Source organism: Paraburkholderia sp. BR10936, from assembly GCF_040965735.1.
GTDB classification, from domain to species: Bacteria; Pseudomonadota; Gammaproteobacteria; order Burkholderiales; family Burkholderiaceae; genus Paraburkholderia; species Paraburkholderia nodosa_A.
Map to the genome: position 1 here is coordinate 490,724 of NZ_JBFRCM010000004.1, position 24,788 is coordinate 515,511.

General features: G+C 63.4%; 19 protein-coding genes. 13 read left to right on the forward strand and 6 right to left on the reverse strand.

The features are described from left to right. The first annotated feature begins 88 nt into the window (after window positions 1-88). The 12 genes from AB4Y36_RS11845 to AB4Y36_RS11900 all read left to right on the forward strand — a co-directional run bounded on the left by AB4Y36_RS11845 (window position 89) and on the right by AB4Y36_RS11900 (window position 16,593). Window positions 89-850 (forward strand): 2-keto-4-pentenoate hydratase, encoded by a 762-nt coding sequence (locus tag AB4Y36_RS11845; RefSeq protein ID WP_069265700.1) that lies wholly within the window; start codon window positions 89-91, stop codon window positions 848-850. Between the two features lie 777 nt (window positions 851-1,627). Next, entirely contained in the window at window positions 1,628-3,550 is a 1,923-nt protein-coding gene (locus tag AB4Y36_RS11850) for a PrkA family serine protein kinase (RefSeq protein ID WP_069265701.1), read from the forward strand. 175 nt (window positions 3,551-3,725) lie between these two features. Then, window positions 3,726-4,994, forward strand: coding sequence for a YeaH/YhbH family protein (locus AB4Y36_RS11855; protein WP_069265702.1), 1,269 nt, complete (start codon window positions 3,726-3,728; stop codon window positions 4,992-4,994). Continuing rightward, window positions 4,991-6,715 carry a SpoVR family protein gene (locus AB4Y36_RS11860; RefSeq protein ID WP_069265703.1) on the forward strand — a complete coding sequence of 575 codons (1,725 nt, stop codon included), beginning with the start codon at window positions 4,991-4,993 and terminating at the stop codon, window positions 6,713-6,715. Before AB4Y36_RS11855 ends, AB4Y36_RS11860 begins: the two co-directional genes overlap by 4 nt. 196 nt (window positions 6,716-6,911) lie before the next feature. Continuing rightward, a complete protein-coding gene (locus tag AB4Y36_RS11865) occupies window positions 6,912-8,588 on the forward strand; it encodes a SulP family inorganic anion transporter (RefSeq protein ID WP_368683035.1) in 1,677 nt (558 codons plus the stop codon). A 202-nt stretch (window positions 8,589-8,790) separates the two neighbouring features. Further along, window positions 8,791-10,194 (forward strand): GH1 family beta-glucosidase, encoded by a 1,404-nt coding sequence (locus tag AB4Y36_RS11870; protein ID WP_368683036.1) that lies wholly within the window; start codon window positions 8,791-8,793, stop codon window positions 10,192-10,194. A 244-nt stretch (window positions 10,195-10,438) separates the two neighbouring features. Continuing rightward, window positions 10,439-11,677 carry an ABC transporter substrate-binding protein gene (locus AB4Y36_RS11875; protein WP_342945773.1) on the forward strand — a complete coding sequence of 413 codons (1,239 nt, stop codon included), beginning with the start codon at window positions 10,439-10,441 and terminating at the stop codon, window positions 11,675-11,677. 8 nt (window positions 11,678-11,685) lie between these two features. Further along, a complete protein-coding gene (locus AB4Y36_RS11880) occupies window positions 11,686-12,630 on the forward strand; it encodes a carbohydrate ABC transporter permease (RefSeq protein WP_368617594.1) in 945 nt (314 codons plus the stop codon). Then, window positions 12,627-13,556, forward strand: coding sequence for a carbohydrate ABC transporter permease (locus AB4Y36_RS11885; RefSeq protein ID WP_069265708.1), 930 nt, complete (start codon window positions 12,627-12,629; stop codon window positions 13,554-13,556). Before AB4Y36_RS11880 ends, AB4Y36_RS11885 begins: the two co-directional genes overlap by 4 nt. Before the next feature lie 9 nt (window positions 13,557-13,565). Then, the gene (locus tag AB4Y36_RS11890; protein ID WP_342945771.1) at window positions 13,566-14,663 is read left to right on the forward strand and encodes an ABC transporter ATP-binding protein; all 1,098 of its coding nucleotides are present in this window, start codon (window positions 13,566-13,568) and stop codon (window positions 14,661-14,663) included. Between the two features lie 35 nt (window positions 14,664-14,698). Next, window positions 14,699-15,706 (forward strand): substrate-binding domain-containing protein, encoded by a 1,008-nt coding sequence (locus tag AB4Y36_RS11895; protein ID WP_176732901.1) that lies wholly within the window; start codon window positions 14,699-14,701, stop codon window positions 15,704-15,706. A 116-nt stretch (window positions 15,707-15,822) separates the two neighbouring features. Beyond that, window positions 15,823-16,593, forward strand: coding sequence for an IclR family transcriptional regulator (locus AB4Y36_RS11900; protein ID WP_069265711.1), 771 nt, complete (start codon window positions 15,823-15,825; stop codon window positions 16,591-16,593). Window positions 16,594-16,667: 74 nt separating this feature from the next. On the opposite strand, the gene AB4Y36_RS11905 is transcribed toward AB4Y36_RS11900, so the two are convergent. The 3 genes from AB4Y36_RS11905 to AB4Y36_RS11915 are packed head-to-tail and all read right to left on the reverse strand — an operon-like array spanning window position 16,668 to window position 20,174. Beyond that, complete coding sequence (locus tag AB4Y36_RS11905; RefSeq protein ID WP_368683037.1) at window positions 16,668-17,510, reverse strand: citryl-CoA lyase; 843 nt, start codon at window positions 17,508-17,510, stop codon at window positions 16,668-16,670. Window positions 17,511-17,512: 2 nt separating this feature from the next. Further along, window positions 17,513-18,709 carry a CaiB/BaiF CoA transferase family protein gene (locus tag AB4Y36_RS11910; RefSeq protein WP_368683038.1) on the reverse strand — a complete coding sequence of 399 codons (1,197 nt, stop codon included), beginning with the start codon at window positions 18,707-18,709 and terminating at the stop codon, window positions 17,513-17,515. Between the two features lie 25 nt (window positions 18,710-18,734). Beyond that, window positions 18,735-20,174 (reverse strand): MFS transporter, encoded by a 1,440-nt coding sequence (locus AB4Y36_RS11915; RefSeq protein WP_069265714.1) that lies wholly within the window; start codon window positions 20,172-20,174, stop codon window positions 18,735-18,737. Between the two features lie 223 nt (window positions 20,175-20,397). Here AB4Y36_RS11915 and AB4Y36_RS11920 point away from each other — a divergent pair, with 223 nt between their 5' ends. After that, entirely contained in the window at window positions 20,398-21,270 is an 873-nt protein-coding gene (locus AB4Y36_RS11920; RefSeq protein ID WP_368683039.1) for a DUF2092 domain-containing protein, read from the forward strand. Between the two features lie 107 nt (window positions 21,271-21,377). Here the strand turns inward: AB4Y36_RS11920 and AB4Y36_RS11925 are convergent, their stop codons facing one another. The 3 genes from AB4Y36_RS11925 to AB4Y36_RS11935 form a co-directional block, all read right to left on the reverse strand. Continuing rightward, entirely contained in the window at window positions 21,378-22,415 is a 1,038-nt protein-coding gene (locus AB4Y36_RS11925) for a zinc-dependent alcohol dehydrogenase family protein (RefSeq protein ID WP_069265716.1), read from the reverse strand. Window positions 22,416-22,666: 251 nt separating this feature from the next. Beyond that, window positions 22,667-23,791, reverse strand: a complete 1,125-nt coding sequence (locus AB4Y36_RS11930; RefSeq protein ID WP_368683040.1) for a porin — start codon at window positions 23,789-23,791, stop codon at window positions 22,667-22,669. 55 nt (window positions 23,792-23,846) lie between these two features. Then, complete coding sequence (locus AB4Y36_RS11935; RefSeq protein WP_368662055.1) at window positions 23,847-24,389, reverse strand: hypothetical protein; 543 nt, start codon at window positions 24,387-24,389, stop codon at window positions 23,847-23,849. Between the last annotated feature and the right edge of the window lie 399 nt (window positions 24,390-24,788).

The following is a 24,788-nucleotide window of genomic DNA, read 5'->3' on the forward strand; positions in this document are numbered from 1 at the left end:
GGGCAAGGCAGGCGCACCGCGCCAGGCAGGACGGATTGGCCGGCATCGAGCGCCAGCGCCGCATGACAGCACAAACAAGGAACCCGACATGACGCATGACGATCTCGCGCAACGCCTCGTGAATGCGCGCCGGCATCATCATCTGATCGAAACGCTGGAACCCGAGCGCGTGCCGCCCGACGCGGCCACGGCCTACGCGATCCAGCAGGCGGTGCTCGCCGGGCTCGAGACGACCACGGGCGGCTGGAAAGTGGGCGCACGCGCCCCCGGCGGCCCTGCCTCCGGCGCGCCGATCCCGGCGCCGCTCGTGCACGCCTCGCCGGCGCGCTTCGAGCGCCGCCACTTTTTCCGCGTGCTCGTGGAACTGGAAATCGCGTTTCGTTTTTCGGAACCGATCGTCCCGCGCGCCGAAGCCTATGCGCGCGACGAGGTGCTCGCGCGCGTAGGCCAGATCGTGCCGGCGATCGAGATCGTCGACAGCCGTTTCGCGCAGTGGCCCAACGTCGCGCCGCTCGCCCAGCTCGCCGATGCACAGAACAATGGTGCACTCGTGACCGGCCATGCGCTGCCGTACCCAGCGCTTGCCCGCGTGCTCGATTTCGTCGCGCCTGAGCTCGAACTGACGTTCGACGGCGCCTCGCTCGTGCCGGAGGCGCCGGGCAACCCCGCGGGCGATCCGCGCGAACTGCTGGTCTGGTTCGTCAATCATTGCGCCGCCATGGGCATCACGATCGAGCCCGAATGGACTATTACGACCGGCACCTATGTCGGTGCGCACCGCATCGATACACCGGGCCTCCTGCACGGCCACATCGACGGGCTAGGGGAAGTCGAAGTCGAGTTCGTCTAGGTCGCCCAGGGGCGCATCGTGTAACTGTCGCACCTGTCATATTTGCTCTCACGAACGGCCGCCGCGCGCATTGCGCGGCGGCTTTATTTTTTTGTACGCGTTGTGCGTCCCATGGGTGTAAACCTGGCAACCTGTCACGCGCGTCATCTTCATCGCATGGCGTTCGCGCGTCGTCCGATTGGAGCGGGAAAACCACTACTGCCGACAGGGCCGGTCAGCGTCGATTGGCATCCGCGCAAGAATGCGCGGCAGGTCACCGACGACGGCGAAATCGACGCGTAAAACGGGAAAAAAATCGCATTGACGCGTGCTCACAACATTTGCGTGGCAGTTCGCAATGCGCGCGCGTTCTGCGGGCTCGCGAACAAATCGTAACGAATGGGTGTGCACCGGCGCTGCGTTGGTGCGTTTGATGAAGAGGCGCTGTGTATGCCGGAGTGCCGGACAGGCCGCATGACAAGGCGAAAAGCCGGTCGAACATCAGGTAAAAAGTGGCGTGCTGCGAATGCCCCGCCCGATGGAATTAGCCAACACGCAGGCACAGCATGTGGGAAGGAGCGTGACCCCGGTCTGAAATTTGCACCAGTAGGGAAGATCATTGTAAGTCGTTGTCTGGCGCCCTCCAAGCGCTCAATAATGCTTAGCTTTAGAGGGCACATCAGGCGCGATTTAACGGTGCGAAAAATTTCAAAAGGGTTTAGGATGAATTTGAGCGATGTCGTTTCCGAATAGCGCGCCGCGCACGACATCGGTCGCAGATCTTGGCGAGGAGGTAGCATGGATATCTATAGCAGCTTCGCGACCCGCTTCGAAAAAACGCGAGAGGAGGAGTTCTCGCTTGAGGAGTATCTCGCGCTCTGCAAGGAAGATCCCAATGCGTACGCCACGGCTGGCGAACGCATGCTGACGGCAATCGGCGAACCCGAACAGATCGACACCCGCAACGATCCGCGTCTGTCGCGCATCTTTGCGAACAAGGTCATCAAGGTGTATCCCGCATTCCGCGAGTTCTATGGCATGGAAGACGTGATCGAGCAGGTCGTCGCGTACTTCCGCCATGCGGCGCAAGGACTCGAAGAGAAGAAGCAGATTCTCTATCTGCTCGGTCCGGTGGGCGGCGGCAAGTCCTCCATCGCCGAGCGGCTGAAGCAGCTCATGGAGCGCGTGCCGTTCTACTCGATCAAGGGCTCGCCCGTGAACGAGTCTCCGCTCGGGCTGTTCGACTACGACGAAGATGGCCCGATACTCGAAGAGCAATACGGCATACCGCGCCGTTACCTTCGCAGCATCTTGAGCCCGTGGGCCGTGAAGCGCCTGCACGAATACAACGGCGACATCCGCAAGTTCCGCGTGGTGCGCCGCTTCCCGTCCATCCTGCGCCAGATCGGCATCGCGAAGACCGAACCTGGCGACGAGAACAATCAGGACATCTCGTCGCTCGTCGGCAAGGTGGACATCCGCAAGCTCGAGCAATATGCCCAGGACGACGCCGACGCCTACAGCTACTCGGGCGGCCTGTGTCTCGCGAATCAGGGCCTGCTCGAATTCGTCGAAATGTTCAAGGCGCCGATCAAGGTGCTGCACCCGCTGCTCACGGCCACCCAGGAAGGCAACTTCAAGGGCACCGAAGGATTCGGGGCGATTCCGTTCAACGGCATCATCCTCGCGCACTCGAACGAGTCGGAGTGGAAGGCGTTCCGCAACAACCGCAACAACGAGGCACTGCTCGATCGTATCTTCGTGGTGAAGGTGCCGTACTGCCTGCGCTACTCGGAAGAGATGAAGATCTACGAGAAGCTGTTGCGCAATTCGTCGCTGGCCGAGGCCGTGTGCGCGCCTGGCACGCTGAAGATGATGGCGCAGATGTCGGTGCTCACGCGCCTGCAGGAGCCGGAGAACTCGAGTCTCTTCTCGAAGATGCAGGTGTACGACGGCGAAAACCTCAAGGACACCGATCCAAAAGCGAAGTCGTACCAGGAGTACCGCGACTTCGCGGGCGTGGACGAAGGGATGAACGGGGTTTCGACGCGCTTCGCGTTCAAGATCCTCTCGCGCGTGTTCAACTTCGACTCGACTGAAGTGGCCGCGAATCCGGTGCACCTCATGTATGTGCTCGAACAGCAGATCGAGCGCGAGCAGTTCCCGCCGGAAACCGAGCAGAAGTATCTGTCGTTCGTGAAGGACGTGCTGGCCTCGCGTTACGCGGAGTTCATCGGCAAGGAGATCCAGACCGCCTACCTCGAGTCGTATTCCGAATACGGGCAGAACATCTTCGACCGCTATGTCACCTACGCCGACTTCTGGATTCAGGACCAGGAGTTCCGCGATCACGACACGGGCGAAAGCTTCGATCGCGCGGCGTTGAATGCCGAGCTCGAGAAGATCGAGAAGCCCGCGGGCATCAGCAACCCGAAGGACTTCCGCAACGAGATCGTGAATTTCGTGCTGCGTGCGCGTGCGGCCAACGCCGGCAAGAACCCGGCCTGGATCAGCTACGAGAAGCTGCGCGTGGTGATCGAAAAGAAAATGTTTTCGAACACGGAAGAACTTTTGCCGGTCATCTCGTTCAATGCGAAAGGATCGGCGGAAGAGCAGCGCAAGCACGAAGACTTCGTCAACCGCATGGTGGCGAAGGGTTATACGCCGAAGCAGGTCCGGTTGCTCTGCGACTGGTATCTGCGGGTGCGCAAGTCGTCGTGAACGAAGAGGCTTTACCGTCCGAGTGCGCTGCCGCAGTTTTGCGGCGGCGCAAAAGGACCCCCGGCGGGGCGCAGGCGGCGTGGCCATGAGCGGGTGAACGCGGCACGCACGATGGCAGACGCGGCAATGAACACTGCGCACCTCGCCCATTCGCAACTGGAGCGGGAGACTGGATGTGCTTCATCAAATCATCGACCGCAGGCTAGCCGGAAAGAACAAGAGCATTGCTAACCGCGAGCGCTTTTTGCGCCGCGTGAAGAACTATATTCGTCACGCCGTTTCGGAAGCGGTGCGTGACCGCAGCATCAAGGACATACAGAGCAACCAGAGCATCACCATTCCGCGCAAGGACATCGCAGAGCCGTCGTTCCGGCACGGCCCCGGCGGCAAGCGCGAAATGGTTCACCCAGGCAACGAGGACTATATTCGCGGCGACCGCATTCCGCGTCCACAGGGCGGCGGCGGCGGTGGCGGCAGCCAGGCGAGCAACGAGGGCGAAGGTCAGGACGACTTCGTGTTCGAACTCTCCCGCGAAGAATTCATGCAGTACTTCTTCGACGACCTCGAACTGCCGCGCCTCGTCAAAACCCATCTCATGGCCGTGCCAACGTGGAAGAGCATCCGCGCGGGCTGGGCTGCCGAAGGCACGCCGAACAACATCGATGTCGTGAGATCGCTGCGCAGCGCGCTTGGCCGTCGCATCGCGCTCGGTGCGCCGCTCGTCAACGAACTGCACGAACTCGAGGAGCAGCTCGAAGCGCTCAAGGCCGACCCGGCCGACCGGCGTGAAGAAATCGCGCGGCTCGAAGAGCAGATTCATCACCTGCGCGGGCGCATCTGGCGCATTCCGTTCATCGACCCGTTCGATCTGCGTTACGTGAATCGCGTGAAGCAGCCGCAACCGTCGAGCCAGGCCGTGATGTTCTGCCTCATGGACGTGTCGGGCTCGATGGACGAGCAGCGCAAGGACTTGTCCAAGCGCTTCTTCATCCTCCTGTACCTGTTCCTCAAGCGCAATTACGAAAAGATCGAGGTGGTCTTCATTCGCCACCACACGCGTGCCGAAGAAGTGGACGAGGACACCTTCTTTCATTCCACCGAAAGCGGCGGCACGGTCGTGTCGAGCGCACTGGAGCTGATGAAAAAAGTGATCGAGGACCGTTATTCGCCAAGCGACTGGAACATCTACGGCGCACAGGCTTCGGACGGCGACAATTGGACTGACGATTCGCCCAAATGCCGCAAGATTCTCGCGGATGACATACTGCCGCAGGTGCGCTATTTTGCGTATATTCAGGTGACGCCGGAGGAGCAGAACCTCTGGCTCGAATACGCGCAGCTCGCACTCACCGAACCGCATCTGGCGATGAAGAAAGTCGACACCGCGGCGGACATCTACCCGGTGTTCCGGGAGCTTTTCGAAAAGCAGGTGGAGCACTCATGACGACACGCCACCTGCACAATGAGGCGCGCGGCTACCAGCCGGAGCGCCGGAAGACGAGCGGCCACGAAAAAGGGCATCATGGCGAACACGGTGACGAGCGCAAGCCCGGCCACCATGAGGACGCCGAAGCGCCCGGACATGCCGCCGGGGCTGCTCGCCACAAGGAGCATGGGCTCGCCCAGCAAAGGGAAGTGCAAATGAACGTAGCCGACAAACGGCCGTTGCCGTGCCCCTCCGACTGGACCTTCGAACTCATCGAGGAGTACGACACTCATATCTCGCATGTTGCAGAGCAATACGAACTGGATGTTTATCCGATCCAGCTCGAACTGATCAGCGCCGAGCAGATGATGGACGCCTATGCGTCCGTCGGCATGCCGGTGAACTATCGCCACTGGTCATTCGGCAAGCACTTTCTCTCCACCGAAAAGAGCTATCGCCGCGGCCAGATGGGCCTCGCCTACGAGATCGTCATCAACTCCAACCCCTGCATCGCGTATCTCATGGAAGAGAACACCATGACGATGCAGGCGCTCGTGATCGCGCACGCCGCGTACGGGCACAACTCGTTCTTCAAGGGCAACTATCTGTTCCGTCTCTGGACGGACGCGCACGCCATCATCGATTACCTCGTGTATGCGAAGAATTACATCGCCGAATGCGAGGAGCGTTATGGTCTCGACCGCGTGGAAGAGTTGCTCGACTCGTGCCACGCGCTCATGAATTACGGCGTAGACCGCTACAAACGTCCGCAAAAGCTGTCGCTCGAGCGCGAGGCCGCATTGCGCCGGGAACGCGAGGCTTATCTGCAGTCCCAGGTCAATGAACTATGGCGCACGCTGCCGAAGCAGCAAATGCCCGTTGCCGAGGAGATCGACGAGCGCTTTCCGCCGGAGCCGCAGGAAAACCTGCTGTATTTCGCCGAAAAGAACTCGCCGCTGCTCGAGCCGTGGGAGCGCGAAGTCATACGCATCGTGCGCAAGATCGGGCAGTACTTCTATCCGCAGCGGCAAACCCAGGTCATGAACGAAGGCTGGGCCACATTCTGGCATTACACGCTGCTCAATACGCTCTATACGCAGGGCAAGCTCGAAGACGGCTTCATGATGGAGTTCCTGCATTCGCACAGCAACGTGATCTATCAGCCGCCGGTGACGAAGCCGTATTACAGCGGCATCAATCCGTATGCGCTCGGCTTTTCGATGATGAGCGATATTCGCCGCATCTGCGAGAACCCCACGGAGGAGGACCGCAAGTGGTTCCCCGAGCTGGCCGGCAGTCCGTGGCTCAAGGCGCTGCACTATGCCATGCGCAACTTCAAGGACGAGAGCTTCGTGGCGCAATACCTGTCGCCGCATCTGATCCGCGAAATGCGGCTCTTCTCGGTGCTCGACGACGACATGCGCGACGCACTCGAAGTCTCGGCCATCCACGACGAAAGCGGCTACCAGTACGTGCGCCAGGCGCTCTCGCGTCAGTACGACATGCATCACCGCGAACCGAATATTCAGGTGTGGTCGGTGAACACGCGCGGCGATCGTAGCCTCACGCTGCGTCACTTCATGAGCGACAATCGCCATCTTTCGGGTGACACCGACGAAGTGCTGCGCCACATGGCGCGCCTCTGGCAGTTCGACGTGTTCCTCGAAAGCGTGGATGAGAACGGCACGGTACGAAAACGCTACGAATGCCGTTATATGCCGCCGCCGATTCGGGTATAGCCATCGCGCTGCGTGACGCGGTTGAGCGGATCAGTCATGAGGCCAGCCTGCGGGCTGGCCTCTTTCATTGATGCGCGAGCAACGACGTTGCAATCGAACACGTACTGGAACGCGCCCGCGCGCTAACATACTGCGCCAGTGAACCCGCAGCTAAAAAAACACCGCCCGAAGAGGCGGATTTCGAAAGGATGGCGTAATGGCGTTTGAACTGTTTCGCGGCGTGCGTCCGCTGTCTCGTGCGTCTGCATTGCGTGATGCGCTCGCCGGCGTGCAGCTTGCCTCGATGAACGTGCCGCAACTGCTTGGCTATGCGCGCATCGCCGGCATGCCTGCCGTCACCGGTCTGTACACAGGCTTTCTGCCGCTCGTTGCGTTTGCACTCTTTGGCGCGTCGCGCCATCTCGTGGTTGCCGCCGATTCCGCCACGGCCACCATTTTCGCGAGCCGTCTCACGACCATGGCAGCGCCTTCGAGCGCTGAGTACGTCGCGCTTGCGGGCATGACCGCCTTGCTCACGGCCGTGATGTTGCTGATCGCACGCCTGTTTCGGCTCGGCTTTCTCGCGGACTTTCTCTCGCGCACCGTCCTCGCAGGTTTTCTCACGGGCGTGGGCGTGCAAGTGGGCGTGGCGATGCTCGGCGACATGCTTGGCATTACTGTCAATTCACGCCGCACCGTCCTGCAGATCAAGCAGATCGTCACGCAACTGGGCACGATTCACTGGCAGACGCTTGCCATCGCCGCGGTGGTCGTGGCGGCGATTCTGGTCTTCAAGACGTACCGGCCGCGCTGGCCGGTGCCGCTCGTCGCCGTGGCGGGCGGCATCGCCGCGAGCGCCATGCTGAACTTCGCGGCCCACGGCATTTCGGTGATCGGGCCAGTGCAGGGCGGCTTGCCGCGCCTGAGCTTTCCCGCGGTGGGCTGGTTCCAGATGATCGATCTGCTGCAGGTGGCGGCGTCGTGCTTCGTCATCATCGTCGCGCAAAGCGCCGCCACGAGCCGCGCGTTTGCCGAGCGCTACGGCGAGCGCAGCGACGAAGACACCAATCTCCTCGGCCTCGCGGCGGCCAATGCGGCGGCTTCGATGAGCGGCGCGTTCGTCGTGAACGGTAGCCTCACGCAGACCGCCATGGCCGATCAGGCCGGCGCGCGCAGCCAGTTCGCGCAGCTCGTGTTCGCGGGCGTCGTGCTCGTGGTGCTGTTGTTCTTCAGCCACCTGCTGCAATATCTGCCGCACTGCGTGCTGGCCGCGATCGTCTTCACGATTGCCGTGGGGCTCGTGAACATTCGCCAGCTGATCGACATTCGCCGCGAAAGTCCCGGCGAATTCCGGCTCGCGGTGACGACGGCGCTCGCCGTCGTCGTGATCGGCGTGGAGAACGGTATCCTCATCGCGATCGGCCTGTCGTTACTGCGCCACGTGCGCCATAGCTACCGGCCGCACACCATGGTGCTCGTGCCGAACGACGAGGGGCACTGGCTGCCCGAGCCCGCGCAAGCGGGCCAGCTCACGGCGGCAGGGCTGATCGTCTATCGCTTCGGTGCGGACCTGTTCTATGCGAACGACCATTTGTTCGTCGACGAACTGCGCATGCTGATCGATCGCGCGCCGTCGCCCGTGCACTGCGTGGTCGTGGATGCGGGGGCGATCACCGATCTCGACTATTCCGCGGGGCGCTCCGTCATCGACCTCTGCGCGGAACTCGCGGAGCGCGGCGTGAAGGTGATTTTCGGGCGCGTGAACCGCTATCTGCTTTCGGACATGGATCGGCATGGCATCACGGCCGTGGTGGGCCGTGCGAACATCTTTCCGACCCTGCACGAAGCGCTCGCGGCAGTGCGTCCCGAACTGGAGTCGCGCTCGGATGCGTGACGCCGGTGTAGCCATGCTACAAGCCAGACGAGCGTGTAGTGCGGAAAACGTGTGAAGCAGCTACATAATAACGTCCATAAAAACCCCGATTGCCCGCCGGAATTCGCCGCTGCTATTGTGCGCCTCAAGCGCTGTGGAAGCGCTTCCACTCCAACCTGATCCGGCTACCCAGAACGCCGGTGACTTCCGCGCAGGAGGCTTCGTGACTCAGGACACCGCATTGCCGCATTCCGCCGCCGCAGTTGCCGACGATCCTTTCACTCCGCCCGCCAGCTCTGCACTGTGGCGCAGCGACTTCCTCCTGGGCGCGGCCACGGCTTCGTATCAGATCGAAGGCGCCATTCACGAGGACGGGCGCATCCCCTCGATCTGGGACACGTTCAGCGCCACGCCGGGCAAGGTGCTCGCGGGCGACACGGGCGCCGTGGCCTGCGACCACTATCACCGTTGGGAGTCCGATCTCGATTTGCTCGAGAGCCTTAACTTCGAGGCCTATCGCTTTTCGATCGCGTGGCCGCGCGTCATGGACGAGGCGGGCCGGCCCAATGCCAAAGGCATCGCCTTCTACAAGCGCTTGCTGGAGCGCCTGAGGGAGAAGGGCGTGCGCACCTTCGCCACGCTCTACCACTGGGACCTGCCGCAGCATCTGGAAGATCGCGGCGGCTGGCTCAATCGCGACACCGCATACCGCTTCGCCGACTACGCCGACCTCATGAGCCGCGAACTGTCCGGCCTCGTCGACGCATGGATGACGCTCAACGAGCCGTGGTGCTCGGCGTACCTCGGCTACGGCAACGGCCATCACGCGCCGGGCCTCGCGAACGGCCGCTATGCCACCCAGGCGATGCATCATCTGCTGCTCGGCCACGGCCTCGCTACCGGCGTGCTGCGCGCGAACGATCCGGGCTCGACCAAGGGCATCGTGGCGAACGTGGGACGCGGCACGCCCGATTCCTCGTCGCCGGAAGATGTGCGCGCCGCGCGCCGCTTCGAAGTGCAGCACAACGCGTGGATTCTCGATCCGCTGCTCAAGGGCGCGTACCCCGACGAACTCTTCGAGCTGTGGCCGGGCACCGAGCCGCTCGTGCTCGAAGGCGACATGAAGACGATCTCGGCGCCGCTCGATTTCCTCGGCATCAACTACTATTTCCGCACCAACGTGAAGAGCGACGGCGCGCACGGCTTCGTCGAAGTGCCGCTGAAGGACGTCGAGCGTACGCAGATGGGGTGGGAGGTTCACCCCGACGGTCTGCGCGACCTGCTGATCGGTTTCGGTCGCACCTACGAGAACCTGCCGCCGATCTATATCACCGAGAACGGCATGGCTTCGGACGACCGCGTGAGCGAAGGCGAGGTCAACGATACGCAACGCATCTCGTTCCTCAAGCGCCATCTCGCCGCGGTGGACGCCGCGATCAAGGCGGGCGTGGACGTGCGCGGCTATTTCGTCTGGTCGCTGCTCGACAACTTCGAATGGGCGTTTGGCTATGAGCGGCGCTTTGGCGTCGTGCATGTCGATTACGACACGCAGGTTCGCACGCCCAAGCGCAGTGCGCAACTCATTGCGCGTTTCATCGCGCAGCGGCGCGCGCTCGACGGCGCTTGATGGCACGTCAAGGGCGCTTGACAGGGTTACCGAGCAAGGGCAACAACTAGCGTGACAACCACGGCAGGGCATGCGACGCTCGGGCATGCCGTACGACGCGCCGTGGCCGACGAAATTTCCAACCCAAAAGCTTTTGCAGACCAACCCGGAGCAACCGGAGCCCTGCATGGGCCCGACGCCGGTGCCGAAAGCACTGACGCCAGGCGACAGCTGAAGCGCCAGCTCCGGATCGACAGGAGACGCAATGAAGCACAACGCACCCGTTCTGCGCGGCATCGTGGCCGCTCTCGCGCTGGCCGGCGCGCTCGCGGCCCACGCCGCGGAGCCGCTGAAGGCCAACGTGATTCACTGGTGGACGTCGGGCGGCGAGTCGGCCGCGATCAAGCAGTTCGCGCTTGCCTACGATCAGGCGGGTGGGAAGTGGGTGGACAACGCGATCGCCGGTGGGGACCAGGCGCGCGCAACGGCAATCAACCGCATCGTGGGCGGCGATCCGCCCACCGCTGCGCAGTTCAATACGTCCAGGCAGTTTCACGATCTCATCGACCAGGGACTCCTGAACAATGTCGATGCGGTCGCAACGAAGGAGAACTGGAGTGCCAGCTTCCCTGAATCGATTCTCACGGCGATCAAGGTCAAAGGGCACTACTATGCCGCGCCCGTGAACATCCACATGCAGGACTGGTTCTTCTATTCCAAGCCCGCGTTCGCCAAGGCCGGGATCAAGGGCGAACCGCAGAATTTCGACGAACTCTTCGCCGATCTCGACAAGCTCAAGTCGGCTGGGGTGATTCCGCTCGCGCTGGGTGGGCAGGCATGGCAGGAGAAGATCACCTTCGACGCCATCTTCGCCGACATGGACCGCGATCTCTACATGAAGGTGTACCGCGACCGCGACGCGAACGCCGTGAATTCGCCCGCGTTCCGCAACGTGCTCACGACCTTCAAGCGGCTGCATAATTACGTGGATCCGGGCTCGCCTGGCCGCAACTGGAACGACGCCACGGCGCTCGTGATTTCCGGCAAGGCGGGTATGCAGATCATGGGCGACTGGGCCAAGGGCGAGTTTTCTGCCGCGAACCAGGTGGCGGGCAAGGACTTCGGATGCTTCCCCGGTTTTCCGAAGTCGCCGTACATGATCGCCGGCGACGTGTTCGTGTTCCCGAAGACCGACAATCCCGAGCAGGTCAAGGCGCAGCAACTGCTCGCCACGGTGATGACCTCGCCTGCCGCACAGGTCGCGTTCAACCAGAAGAAGGGCTCGATTCCGATTCGCCCCGACGTGGACACCTCGGGCTTCGACATCTGCGCGAAGGAGGGCATGACGATCATGAAGGACAAGTCGCGGCAACTGCCGAATCCGGAAATGCTGATTCCGCCTGATGTCCAGGGCGCGCTGCAGGACGTCATCACGAACTTCTGGAACAAGAACCAGTCGGCCGAAGACGCGCAGAAAGCCTTTGCCACGGCAATCCAGAGCTGAGCGCAACCATGTACGCCGCCAAGCTGCACCCGGCCAAACGCCAAGCGGGGCAAGTGCGCAGCGCGCGCCCCGCGCGGCGGCGGCTCTCGCTCGCCGCCTGGATCGCGCTCGCGCCGATGGCGGCGACGGTCCTGTTCGCGTATCTCGGCACCATGCTGTGGACGGCGCGCGTCTCGCTCAGCCTCTCGCGCTCGCTGCCCACCAACACCTTCGCGGGCGTGACGCAGTACGTGCGGCTCTTCGAGAACGACCGCTGGATCCTGTCGCTGCAGAATCTCGTGATCTACGGCCTGTGCTTCATCGCGGCGTGCCTCGTGATCGGGCTACTGCTCGCGATCTTCATCGACCAGCGCGTCGTGGCGGAAGGCGCGCTGCGCACGGTGTTTCTCTATCCCTATGCGATGTCGTTCGTCGCAACGGGCCTCGTCTGGCAGTGGATCCTCAACCCCGAACTCGGCGTGCAGGCCGTGCTGCGGCACATGGGATTCGAGCACGCGCGCTTCGACTGGATCGTCACGCAGCGCTTCGCGATCTACACGCTCGTGATCGCCACCGTGTGGCAGGCCTCGGGTCTCGTGATGGCGCTGATGCTCGCGGGGCTGCGCGGCATCGACGACGAAATATGGAAGGCCGCGCGCCTCGACGGCATTCCGCGCTGGCGCGTGTACGCGAGCATCGTCGTGCCGATGCTCAAGACCTCGCTTTCCACGGCATTCGTGCTGCTCTTCGTGATGGTCGTGAAACTTTACGACGCCGTGGTCGCGATGACCCAAGGCGGCCCCGGCACCGCGAGCGAGGTGCCGGCGAAATTCATCATGGATTACCTGTTCAATCGCGCGAACATCGGGCTCGCCTCGGCAGCGTCGATCGTGCTGCTCGCTACCGTCCTCGCGATTCTTGCGCCATTCTTCTACGCGCGCAGCCGCGCGGCGCTCAAAGGAGACCGGGCATGAGCACGCCTTTGGCCGATTCGCTGCGTCCCGCGCCCGCTTCCGCGCGTGCGGCGCAAAAGCGGCGCAAGCCGCGCAGCCGCTTCACGCCCGCGCGGCTCGGCGTCTATGCGTTTCTGTTCACGGCGGCGCTGTTCTTCCTGCTGCCGCTCTATGTGATGCTGGTGACTTCGGTCAAGCCGATGACCGAGATCCGCCTCGGTCATCTGCTCGCACTGCCGGTGCAGTGGACGCTCGCGCCGTGGCGCGACGCGTGGTCCTCCGCGTGCACGGGGCTCGACTGCAGCGGCATTCGCGTGGGCTTCTGGAATTCGGTGCGCATCGTCGTGCCGAGCACGGTCATCTCCATTGCCGTGGGCGCCGTGAACGGTTACGCGCTGTCGTTCTGGCGGCCGCGCGGCGCGGGCGTGCTGTTCGGCATTCTGCTCGCGGGCGCGTTCATTCCCGTGCAGGTGATGGTGTACCCGCTCGTGCGCGTGCTGGCCTTCGTGCATCTGTTCAGCTCGCTGCCGGGCATCGTCCTGATACACACGATCTTCGGCATGCCGGTCATGACGCTCCTGTTCCGCAACTACTATGCGTCGTTGCCACAGGAGCTGTTCAAGGCCGCGCGCATCGACGGCGGCGGGTTCTGGCGCATCTTCATGCAGCTCATGCTGCCGATGTCGGTGCCGATCATTGTCGTGGCGATCATCATGCAGGTCACCGGCATCTGGAACGACTACATTCTCGGCCTCGTGTTCGCGGGCACGAGAAACCTGCCGATGACGGTGCAGCTGAACAACATCATCAACACGACGACCGGCGAGCGTATCTATAACGTCAACATGGCCGCGACGATCCTCACGTCGGCCGTGCCGCTCGCGATCTACTTCATTTCGGGGCGCTGGTTCGTGCGCGGCATCGCCTCGGGCGCGGTGAAAGGCTAGGAGCAGGGCATGGGCAATCTCACGAACGTTTCCGTACGCAACCTGCGCATCGACCTCGGCGCGAACACGGTGATCGACGAACTCGATCTCGATGTGCGCGCAGGCGAGTTCGTCGTGTTGCTCGGGCCTTCGGGCTGTGGCAAATCCACCTTGCTGCACAGCATCGCGGGCCTCGTCGACGTGACCGACGGCAGCATCGAGATCGGCGGCGAGGACATGACGTGGGCCGACCCGAAGGATCGGGGCGTGGCGCTCGTGTTCCAGTCGTACGCGCTCTATCCGACCATGAACGTGGAGCGCAATCTCTCGTTCGCACTGCGTATCAATGGCACGCCGAAGGCGGAGATCGACCGCCGCGTGAAGCGCGCCGCCGACATGCTGCAGCTCGGGCCACTGCTTTCGCGCAAACCCGCGCAGCTCTCGGGTGGCCAGCGCCAGCGTGTGGCGATCGGGCGCGCACTCGTACGCGAGGCGGACGTGTTCCTGTTCGACGAGCCGCTCTCGAATCTCGACGCCAAGCTGCGCACCGAATTGCGCCGCGAACTCAAGCAGTTGCATCAGCAACTCGGCGCGACGATGATCTACGTGACGCACGACCAGGTCGAGGCGATGACGCTCGCCACGCGCATGGCGGTGATGAAGGGCGGAGCGATCCAGCAGTTCGGCACACCGGCCGAAGTCTACGCGCGCCCAGAGAACCTGTTCGTCGCGACCTTCCTCGGCGCGCCGCCGATGAACCTGCTGCGTGGCAGGCTCGAAGCCGACGAAGGCCGGCTGCGCTTTCGCGGGTCAGGCCTCGACGTGGATGTGTCGGCTTACGCGTTCAAGGGCACGCCGGATCCGACACGCCCCTGCGTGCTCGGCGTGCGCCCGGAAGACGTGCGTGCAGGCGGTGCAGTGCGCCCGCACGAGGCGTCGTGGGAAGGCCACTTGACGCTCGTGGAGCCCATGGGCAATCATCGTGTCCTGTGGATCGAGCATCAGGGGGGGCAGATCGCGTCGATCGATCAGGACAAGACGCCGCTGGCGAGTGGGGCGGCGGTGCCGTTCTCCATCGACGGTGCGCATGTTTCGCTATTCGACGAAGAAACCGGCGCACGCATTTGATGCATACAACCGATAAAGACAGAGAGGCCAGGAACGTGGCGACCCTGAAAGACGTGGCGGCGCTGGCCGGCGTGGGCCTTTCGACAGCTTCGCGGGCGATATCGGGCAACGGTCCGGTGTCGGCGGAAGCAGCCGCGCGCGTGCAGGCTGCGATCGAACAGCTCAATTTCCGGCCTTCGTCCATCGGCCGGGCGATGGCCACGAAGTCGCTCGGCATCATCGGTATCTTCGTACCGACGTTTTTCGGCTCGTACTACGGCACTATCCTGAAGGAAACCGACACGCAGCTGCGCGCCGTGCGGCGTCATGTGGTGGTGGCCACCGGTTGCGGTGAAGCCTCGCCGCGCGAGCAGGCCATCGAGGCCGTGCGCTTCCTCATCGGCCGCGATTGCGACGGCGTCGTGGTCATCAGCCACGATCTGTACGACGACGACCTGCAGATGCTGCACGCCATGCACCCGCGCATGGCCTTCCTGAACCGCTCATTCGATCAGTTGCCCGAAGCATCGTTTTGCGCCGATCACTTTCACGGCGGCGAGATGGCAGCCCGCACGCTCATCGAGCACGGCCATCGCGAGCTTGCGGTGATCGGCGGCCCGTCCACGTCCTCGGACAATGCGGCGCGTCTGCATGGTTTTTTCGCCGAGCTGGCGCGTCACGGCATCGAGCGCAGAACCGTGCCGCATATCGTCTCGGACTTCTCGCCCGAGGGTGGCTATGTGGCGGCCGGGACGCTCCTCGAACGCAAACATCGCTTCACCGGGCTTTTCTGCGCGAACGACACGATGGCCATGAGTGCGCTCGCGCGTCTGCAGCAGGCAGGGTTGCGCGTGCCCCACGACGTTTCGGTGATCGGCTACGACGACGATTATTCGGCGGCCTACATGGCGCCTGCGCTGACCTCGGTGCACATTCCCACCGCGGAGCTCACGCGCAATGCGGTGCGCTGGCTCATCAACCAGTGCTACGGCACACAGTGGCCGATCGAGCGCACGTTTCCCGTAAGCGTGACGCTGCGCGATTCGGTGGCGCGGGCGAAGTAACGCGCGCGTCCCGTGCAACGAGCAGCAGCGCTGGAGTCGAAGGTGAGGGGGGCGCACCCGGGAGACGGCAAGTCGCGTAAAATCGGACGCATTCCCAATCCCCACGTTTTCCATTCATGCCCGCGCAAGACCCGGCTGGTACGGTCAAGAAAGAAGAAGGCGTCGCTGTCATCGACCGCGCGTGTGCCATCCTGTTTGCGTTTCGCCCCGGAGACAGCGCGCTCACGCTCGCCGAACTCGCAGCGCGCACGGGCCTCTATAAAAGCACGTTGCTGCGGCTGGCCGGTGCGCTGATTCAGCATCGCCTGCTGCTGCGCCTCGACGACGGCCGCTACCAGCTCGGCCCCGCCACGTTCGCGCTGGGCGCGCTCTATCAGCGCGGTCTCAACATGGGCGACATTCTGCTGCCGCTCATGCGCGAACTGGCCGCGGCGAGCGGCGAGAGCGTTTCGTTCTACGTGCGTGACAACGCGGTGCGCGTGTGCCTGCATCGCGTCGATTCGCATCATGTGGTGCGTCACCATGTGCGCGAGGGCGACGTGCTGCCGCTCGAAAGCGGATCTGGCGGCCGCGCGCTGCTGGCATTCGGCGGCGAACCGGGCGAGCCGTTCGAGACCATTCGCCACGACTTCTACTGCATCTCGATCGGTGAGCGCGACCGCGAAACCGCCGGCGTGTCCATGCCCGTGTTCGGCGTTCACGACACCTTGCGTGGCGTGCTCACGCTCGCCGGGCCGAGTTCGCGTATCGACGCGGCGTTCGTCGAGCGTCATCTCGACGCGCTGTTCGAGTGCGCGATACGCGCTACCGACGCGCTCGGCGGCGACTCGCGCGCGCTGCGCGCCGCCCAACGTGCGCACGCCGCGCACGCACGTCAGGACGCCTGAAGCCACGCGCAGCTAGCGCAAACATTGCAGGCGCAAAGCACCGTTTGCACACGGTCGCTTTCACGGGGCGTTGATCAGGGCTGCTCCAGATGTCGCTCCGGCGCGCCAGTATAGGCATACGGAATCTGACGCGGCATGGGCCCCTTGTTACGCTCGCCGCGCCCGCGCTGCTCCCACGCATGCGCGAGGATGCCCACCGCGCGCGAGAGACAAAACACGCCGCGCGCCAGTTCGGGCGCAAAGCCCAGTTCGGCGTAAATGACGGCCGTTACGCCGTCGATGTTCATCGGCACGGGGCGGTCCTTGCGCTTTTTCAGCAGTGCTTCGATGCCGCGCGCAATCGCGGCGTAGCGGCCCTTGATGGTGCCCGACGCCACACGTGCGTCGACGAGCGCGAGCAGCCGTCCGGCGCGCGGATCGACCGGATGGAAGCGATGGCCGAAGCCCGGGAGATACTTGCCGTGACTGGCAATGAACTCGTCGACGCCGGCTTCGACCGCCGCGTCGAATGGGGCGCCTGCCACGATGCGCGCGGCGATGTCGGCATAGAGTTCGACCGCCTGCTGGCCGGCGCCGCCGTGCACGTCGTCGAGTGCGTTGAGTGCCGAGGCCATTGCGCCGTTGATCGGCAAGCCGCAGCTCGTGGCCATGCGCGAGATCGCGATCGAAGGCGCGTGTGGTCCGTGATCGACCGAGGCTACGAGCGCTGCTTCGAGCAGCGTGGCCTCTTCGTCGCCGGGCAGCTCGCCGCGCAGCATCAGCCAGATCATCTGCGGGAAGCTCACGCTGCCGATCAGCTCCTGGATCGGATAGCCGCGCACCTTGATGGAACCCGGATGGATGTCGATGATCGAGGTGCTCCAGTAGTCGGCGCATAGGGCGGCGAGATCGGGCGTGGCTGTATTCGTCGTCGGCATGGTCAGATCACTCCGTCATCGTGGAGAGCTTCGATTTGGGCGGCTTCGTAACCGAGTTGTGCGAGCGTTTCGCGCGTGTGGGCGCCAAGAACCGGCGCGGGCGTGGCGGGCGCGGCGTCGGCATCGGCGAGCCGCAGGCCCGCGCGCGTCACGCGTTGCGCGGCTTCGCCTTGTGCCGGTTCGAACTCGCGTATGAAGCGCCGTTCGGCCAGATGCGGATGCGCGAGGATTTCGGGCACCGAGAGCACGCGGCCCACGGGCACGCCGCGCTCGAGCAGGCGCGTTTCCCAGTTGGCCGCGCTGTCTGGGGCGAGCGCGGTTTCGATCTCGGCCTTGAGCGCTTCGCGATGCTGCTTGCGCGAATGGCGCGCGGAGAAGCGCGCGTCGCGCGGCAGGTCGGGGCGGCCGATCACCTCGCACAGGCTTTCGAACTGGCGCGTTTCGTTTGCCGCGATATTGAGCAGCCCCGCGCCGGTGCGGAAGGTGCCCGAGGGCGCGGCCGTGAAATTCTCGTTGCCCATCGGCGCAGGCTCGACGCCGGCGTTCAGGTAGTTCGACACGACCCAGCCCATGGTCGCGAGCGTGGCTTCGAGCATCGAAACGTCGAGGTGCCGCCCGCGGCCGCTCGTTCGCGCGTCGACGAGCGCCGCGCAAATGCCGAATGCGGCGGTGAGGCCGCCCACGGTATCGGAGACGGGATAGCCTACGCGCAGCGGCGCGCTGTGCGCGTCGCCCGTCACGCTCATCACGCCGGACATGCCCTGAATGATCTGGTCGTAGGCCGGGCGGCGCGACAGCTCGCCTTCATCGCCGAAACCGGAAATCGCACAGTAGACCAGAGCCGGATTCACTTTGGATAACTGATCGTAGCCGAGTTCGAGGCGGTCCATCACGCCGGGCCGGAAGTTTTCGACGAGCACGTCGGCGTGGCGTACCAGATCGAGCAAAATGGCCTTGCCGCGCGGGTCTTTCAGGTTCAGCGTGATCGAGCGCTTGCCCGCATTCACGGCCACGAACGACGCGCCCATATTGCGCGCCGCGGCGTCCTTGTCGGCCCCGAGGCGGCGCGCCAGGTCGCCGCCTTCAGGATGCTCGACCTTGGTGACTTCGGCGCCGAAGAGCGCGAGTTGATAGGCGCAGAAGGGACCCGCGAGCACATTCGACAGATCCAGGACGCGCACGCCGGCTAACGGGAGCATGGTTACCGCCTCGTATTGGGAAAAATTAGTGGGAGATGTCGTCGAGCGCGCGATTCTTCGTGCGCGGCCCGAAGATGCCAATGGCCGCCATCACCACGATCATCGCGCCGGTAATCAGCGCGAAAACGCCTGGCACCCCGAAGTGGCGCAACGCGAACGCGATCATGAAGCCCGAGAACATCGCGGAAAGACGCGACATCGAATAGACAAAGCCAACAGCGGTGGCGCGCATGCGCGTGGGGAAGAGCTCGACCTGGTACGCGTGGTAGCCGACCGAGAGGAGGGTACCGCCCAGCGTAATGAGCACACCGAGGAACATGAGCATGCCGGCCGAGGTTTGCATGGCGAACAGCGTGCCGCAGACGGCGATGGCGAGCGCGGAGAGTACGACGAGCGTCTTGCGCTCGATGCGGTCGGCAATCGCCATGCCGAGCAGCGGCCCGAACGGATTCGACGCCGCGATCACGAACGAGTAGAGCAGGCTGTGCGTGACCGTGACGCCCTTGGAAACGAGCAGCGTCGGCACCCACGAGGCGAAGCCGTAGAAGCCGATGGCCTGAAACAGATTGAAGACGAGCAGCGTGATCGTGCGGCGGCGGTAAGGCGGCTGCCAGATCTCGGCGAAACGCGCCTTGGCAAGTGTTTGCGCGCTGGCAGGTTCCACGACAGGCGCAGGCAGCGAGCGACCGTGCTGCGCCTCGATCTTCGCTTCGAGCCTCGCGAGAATGCGTGCAGCTTCCTCGGTGCGGCCGCGCTGCGCGAGCCAGCGCGCGCTCTCGGGCACGCGACGGCGGATCGCCCAGGCGATGAGCGCGCCGAACGCGCCGAACATCACGACCCAGCGCCAGCCGTCGAAGCCGAGCGGCGCGCGCGGCACGAACCACCACGCAAGCAACGCAACGGCCGGCACTGCCGTGTACTGCACCAGATGCACGAACGCGAACGCGCGGCCGCGCATGTGCTTGGGCACGAGTTCGCTCACGTAGGTGTCGATGGTGACGAGTTCGACGCCCACGCCAATGCCCGCGATGAGGCGCCACAGGTTGATGCCGGGCGCGCCCGTCTGCAGCGCCATGATGCATGTCGCCACCGAATACCAGAGCAACGATGCGGTGAACAGCGTGCGGCGGCCATAGCGGTCGGCGAGACCTGTCAAGCAGAACGTGCCGATGAAGAGCCCCGCGAACGACGCCGCGACGAAGGCGCCGAGACCCGAGAAGCCGAAGAACGAAGCCGTGGTGGTCGAGTAGAGACCGCTTTTCACGAGGCCCGGCCCGACATAGGCCGTGAAGAACAGATCGTAGAACTCGAACCAGCCGCCCAGCGAAAGCAGGAGCACGAGCGTCCAGATGGCGCGCGTGGCCGGCAGGCGGTCAATGCGCGCGTTGATCTCGGCCGCACTGACGGGCGCGGCGGCAGGGTCCCGGAGCGACGCGTGTGTCGCTCCGATTGGCAAGCTGGACATCGGAATCTCCTGAACGCTTCGTTTGCGTGTCTGCCCGTTCTATTCAACAGAACGTCGTTCTAAAATATGGGTCGATGATACTGCGAGGCGGTGGGCCAACCGACCAGGGCTTTTACTGAGTCGTGCATGCAGGGAGAGGCGACGTGTGCCTCACAGCGGTCCACTGGGCATGCCGTGTGCTCCAAGCCCGTCGTTTTATGCGGATGCTCAGTCAGGAGACGTCTTGAAGAAGAAAGTCTTTTCCGGGGTTCCTGCCGAGTTCGCCTTGTCGCTCTGCGCCGCTATTGCGCTCTCCGGCTGTGCGCATCCGGAGAGCGGGGGCTACACGCAGGCGCAATCGAATGTTCCATCGCCGCTCACCGATCTCGATAACGGCGAGGGAACCGCCGCCGCGAACGCGCCGCAGGCAGCCGTCGATGCGCAGGCGCTCGACGCGCTCAATGCCATGGGCGCTTATCTGCGCACGTTGCGCAAGTTCGAGGTCAACGCGGACACGTCGACCGACGTCGTGCTCGACAACGGCCAGAACGCCGCGTTGCTGCGCCATACGGTGCTCGAGGTCAAGCGGCCCGACCGGCTGCGCGCCGAAATCACGGGCAACGGCAACCTGCGCGGGCTGGTCTATGACGGACGCGAATTCATGACCTTCAATGAAAAGAAGGGCTTTTACACGCGCAATGACGCGCCACCGACGCTCGATGGCCTCGTACGTGAACTCGCGAACACCTGGCGTATCGAAGCGCCGCTCGCGGAGCTTTTCTATTGGGGCAACGGCAAGGACGACAACGCGGCGATCACGGCGGCGCAGGTGCTCGGCGTCGAAATGGTCGATGCGCGCCGGTGCACGCATTACGCGTTTCAGCAGCGTGGCGCCGACTGGGAAATGTGGATCGAGCAGGGACGGCGACCGCTGCCGTGCCATCTGGTCGTGACCGACACGACCCAGCCTTCGAGGCCGCGTCATGAAGTGACGTACCACTGGAATCTGGCGCCGTCGTTCGTCGCATCGACATTCGCGTTGCATGCGAAACCCGGTGCGAAGCGAATCGAACTGGAGCCGGCTGCCGTGCGGCCTTCGTTCGAGGAGGCTCAATGACAGAGCGGCGCAACCTTGGCAGGTGGCGCCGCCCGTGGATTTTTCTTATTTAACATAAGATAAATTATCGCAGTTTTATAGATGTTCGCAAACATCAAACCACCGCATCACATCTCGACAATCACCTTCAACGCCTGCGTGCTGGCCGCCTGCGAAAACGTCTCATACGCCTTGGGCATGTCTTCGAATGAAAACCGGTGCGTGATCAGCCGGTTCGGATCGATCCGTCCGGCACGCACGGTCTTGAGCAGCATGGGCGTGCTCACTGTGTCGACGAGACGCGTCGTGATCGCTACGTTGCGGTCCCAGAGCTTGTCGAGGAAAAGCGACGCCGGCACACCATGCACGCCGATGTTCGCAATCACGCCACCCGGCGCCACGATCTGCTGGCACAGTTCGAACGTCGCAGGCACGCCAACGGCCTCCATGGCGCAATCCACGCCGACGCCATCCGTGAGCTTCATCACCGCATCCACGGCGTCGCCTGCGCGCGGATCGATGCACGCCGTTGCCCCGAACTTCTTCGCGCATTCCAGGCGGTTGGGGTCCATATCGATCATGATCACCTGCGCGGGCGAATAAAACTGCGCGGTCAGGAGCGCGGCCAGCCCGATCGGCCCGGAGCCGACAATGGCCACTGTACTGCCGGGTTCGACCTTGCCGTTGAGCACGCCGCATTCGAAGCCCGTCGGCAAGATATCGGAGAGCATCACGAGCGCGGCTTCGTCGAGGCCGTCGGGAATCCGGTACAGGCTCGTTTGCGCGTGCGGCGTACGCACGTATTCGGCCTGCGTGCCGTCGATACGATTACCGAGTATCCAGCCGCCCGTCTTGCAATGCGAATACATGCCGCGCCGGCAGTACTCGCACTGCCCGCAGCTCGAGATGCACGACACGAGCACGTGATCGCCGACTTTCAACGTCGAGACGCCGCTGCCGATTTCATGTACGACGCCCACGCCTTCGTGGCCGAGAATGCGGCCCGGCTCGCAACTCGGCACGTCGCCCTTGAGAATGTGGAGATCGGTGCCGCAGATCGTCGTCTTCGTGATCTTGACCACGGCGTCGCCGGGTCCCTGCAAGGCGGGCATTGGCCGCGTTTCGAGTGCGAACTTGCCCGGGCCGTTATAGACCAGTGCTTTCATGGTTCCTCCATCGACAACCGGAAATACGCCGGATCGCCGGGCGCCCTCCTTTCGGTCCGCAGGCACGCGGCGAGTCCGTCGTCCCCAGCAAGGTTTGCATATTTCGATTCACGATGAGGCACCGTGAACGGATTCGAAATTGCGACGACATCGCCCTTGCATTCTTGATCGTAGTCCAATGTCCGATGGCTACGAAGTGGTGGCGTGGAGTTTCATGCGTTAAGCATCGGCTGCTTGCGTTTTCTCAAATGCTAGAACAGATGCCGTATGCCGACCTGAACGCCGAATTCGCTCTGACCGGGTCCCGGCGTGAGGAACGAACCCGTCGTAATGCTGGCGCCTGCCATCTTGAACTGCGCGGTGCCGTAGTTCTTCAATTCGGAAATCGTGCCGTATAGCCGCGTCCCCTTGGAGAGATCGTAGTTGACGATCGCCCCATATTGCAGGGCGTCATTGCCGAGATGCGTGCTGTCCTTGGTGTAGGTGGCGCCGGCGCCCATGCTGAAGAACGGCGTAAACCGGTAGTCGGCCGAAAGCGAATACGTGCTGTGCCAGTCGCCTGCCGTATTGCCGACCGGCCCGACCGTCGGGTCGTATTTGCCCGCCGGGTTGCTCAGCGCATTGCCGGTGGTCGCGGAAATGACGTCGTTGGCGCGGAAATAGCCGACATAGATGCGCCCCCACCCGTAGTCGAGATTGCCGCCCGCCATGAATTCCTGCACACGGTTGGAAGCTGTCGCATTCGCCGCGTTCAAATAGGCAAGCGCGAGATAGACCGGGCCCTGGGTGGTCTGCACGCCGGCCTGATACACGGCATTGCCCGCGAGCGTACCGGGTTGGCCGCCCACCGAATAATGCAGTTCGACCTGGGTCCCCACGAACTTCGGCGAGATCCACGCAATGTCATTGTCGACACGCGCCAGCCAGTTCGCAAAGTTGTTGTAGCCCGAGGCGTAGGTCGCCGCGCCGAAGGCGTCCATATTGCCGCTCCAGGTGAACATCGGCGTGTTCTGCCGCCCGAAACGCACCTCGCCGAACCCACCGCCCAGACCGACCCACGCCTGGCGATCGAAGAACCGATAGCTGTTCTGCAACTTGCCCGTACCCGGATCGAAGCCGCTCTCCAGCGCGAAGTTCACGCGGTATCCGCCGCCGATGTCCTCCATGCCGCGCAAGCCCCACCGGCTCGTCATCAAGCCGTTGTTGCCCAGCACGGCGAGCGACGTGGTCTTGCCGTCGACTTTCGTGTTCTGGTAGCCGGCGAACACGTCCAGCACGCCGTAGAGCGTCACCGACGATTGCGCCATCGCCGGCGTGCTGGCGATGACAGCCGCCGCCATCACCGACAAGCTAAGGAATCCTCTATTTAACGACATCGTCACTTTCCCCTGTTGTTGACTTCTTGATAGTTCGGTGCTGACGCCGGAGGCGTCAGCGTCCGCGCTCGGTCGCTAGCATGCGCTTCACCACGAGGGCGAGCGGCACAGTGAAGCAAAAGTGCGACATGAAACCGCCGATGATGACGACCGGGTCGTAGTAATTGGGATGGTTGTCGGAGGCGATGCTAATCGCCACATGCATGACGATCCAGGCCAGGATCGCATAAAAGAGCGCGACGAATGTGGCTTCGTAACCACGGCGGCGGAAATACGGCCAGATCGCCGCGAACAGCACGCCCCACGCAATGGCGAAGAAGAAATGAATGGCAGTCCCGAGGAAATACGCCCAGATGCCGAGCCAGTCCTGTACGCCCTTGCCGAACACGAGGCCGGTCGCGTTGCGGGGAATGCCCGCAAGCGGCATGAGATGCTGGGCGCCGACCCAGATGAGCGCCTCGTAGATCCAGATGATGACCGCGCCCGTCAAGCCGCCGGCTATGCCGGCGCGCAAGATTGCGCCGAGCGTCGGCTTGCCGTCGATTGCGGTTCTCGTCCCTTGATACCCACCCTCACCTACGCTTGCATTGCCGCTCATCGCCGTCTCCTCCTGTCGTACTGCACGAAATGTTTTTCGCCAAGATAGAAACGGGGCTTACGGAAAACTACATCGGGTTAACGGCAGGCAAGAGGCGCTCCGTGGGCAAGAAAGCACGAGCAAGGCACGCCAGTGGCTCGCGATGAGCCGCGCAGCGCCAAGCTGGACAAGGCTTGGCGGGATTCAACGGTGCACGGCGGGAGGTCGGCAGACCGGCTTGCAGACCCGGTCGCCGATAAGAGAAATCGATACGGAGGAAACGACTTCGCAACGCGAGGTCTGCAAACGCGCTTTATTCGGACGTCTCGCGCTGCGTATCGATTATCGGCTGCGTAACGCGTTACTGAGGCAGTATTTCCCGTAGACAAGACAGTGTGATGCTCCGCCACTCGGCAGTCC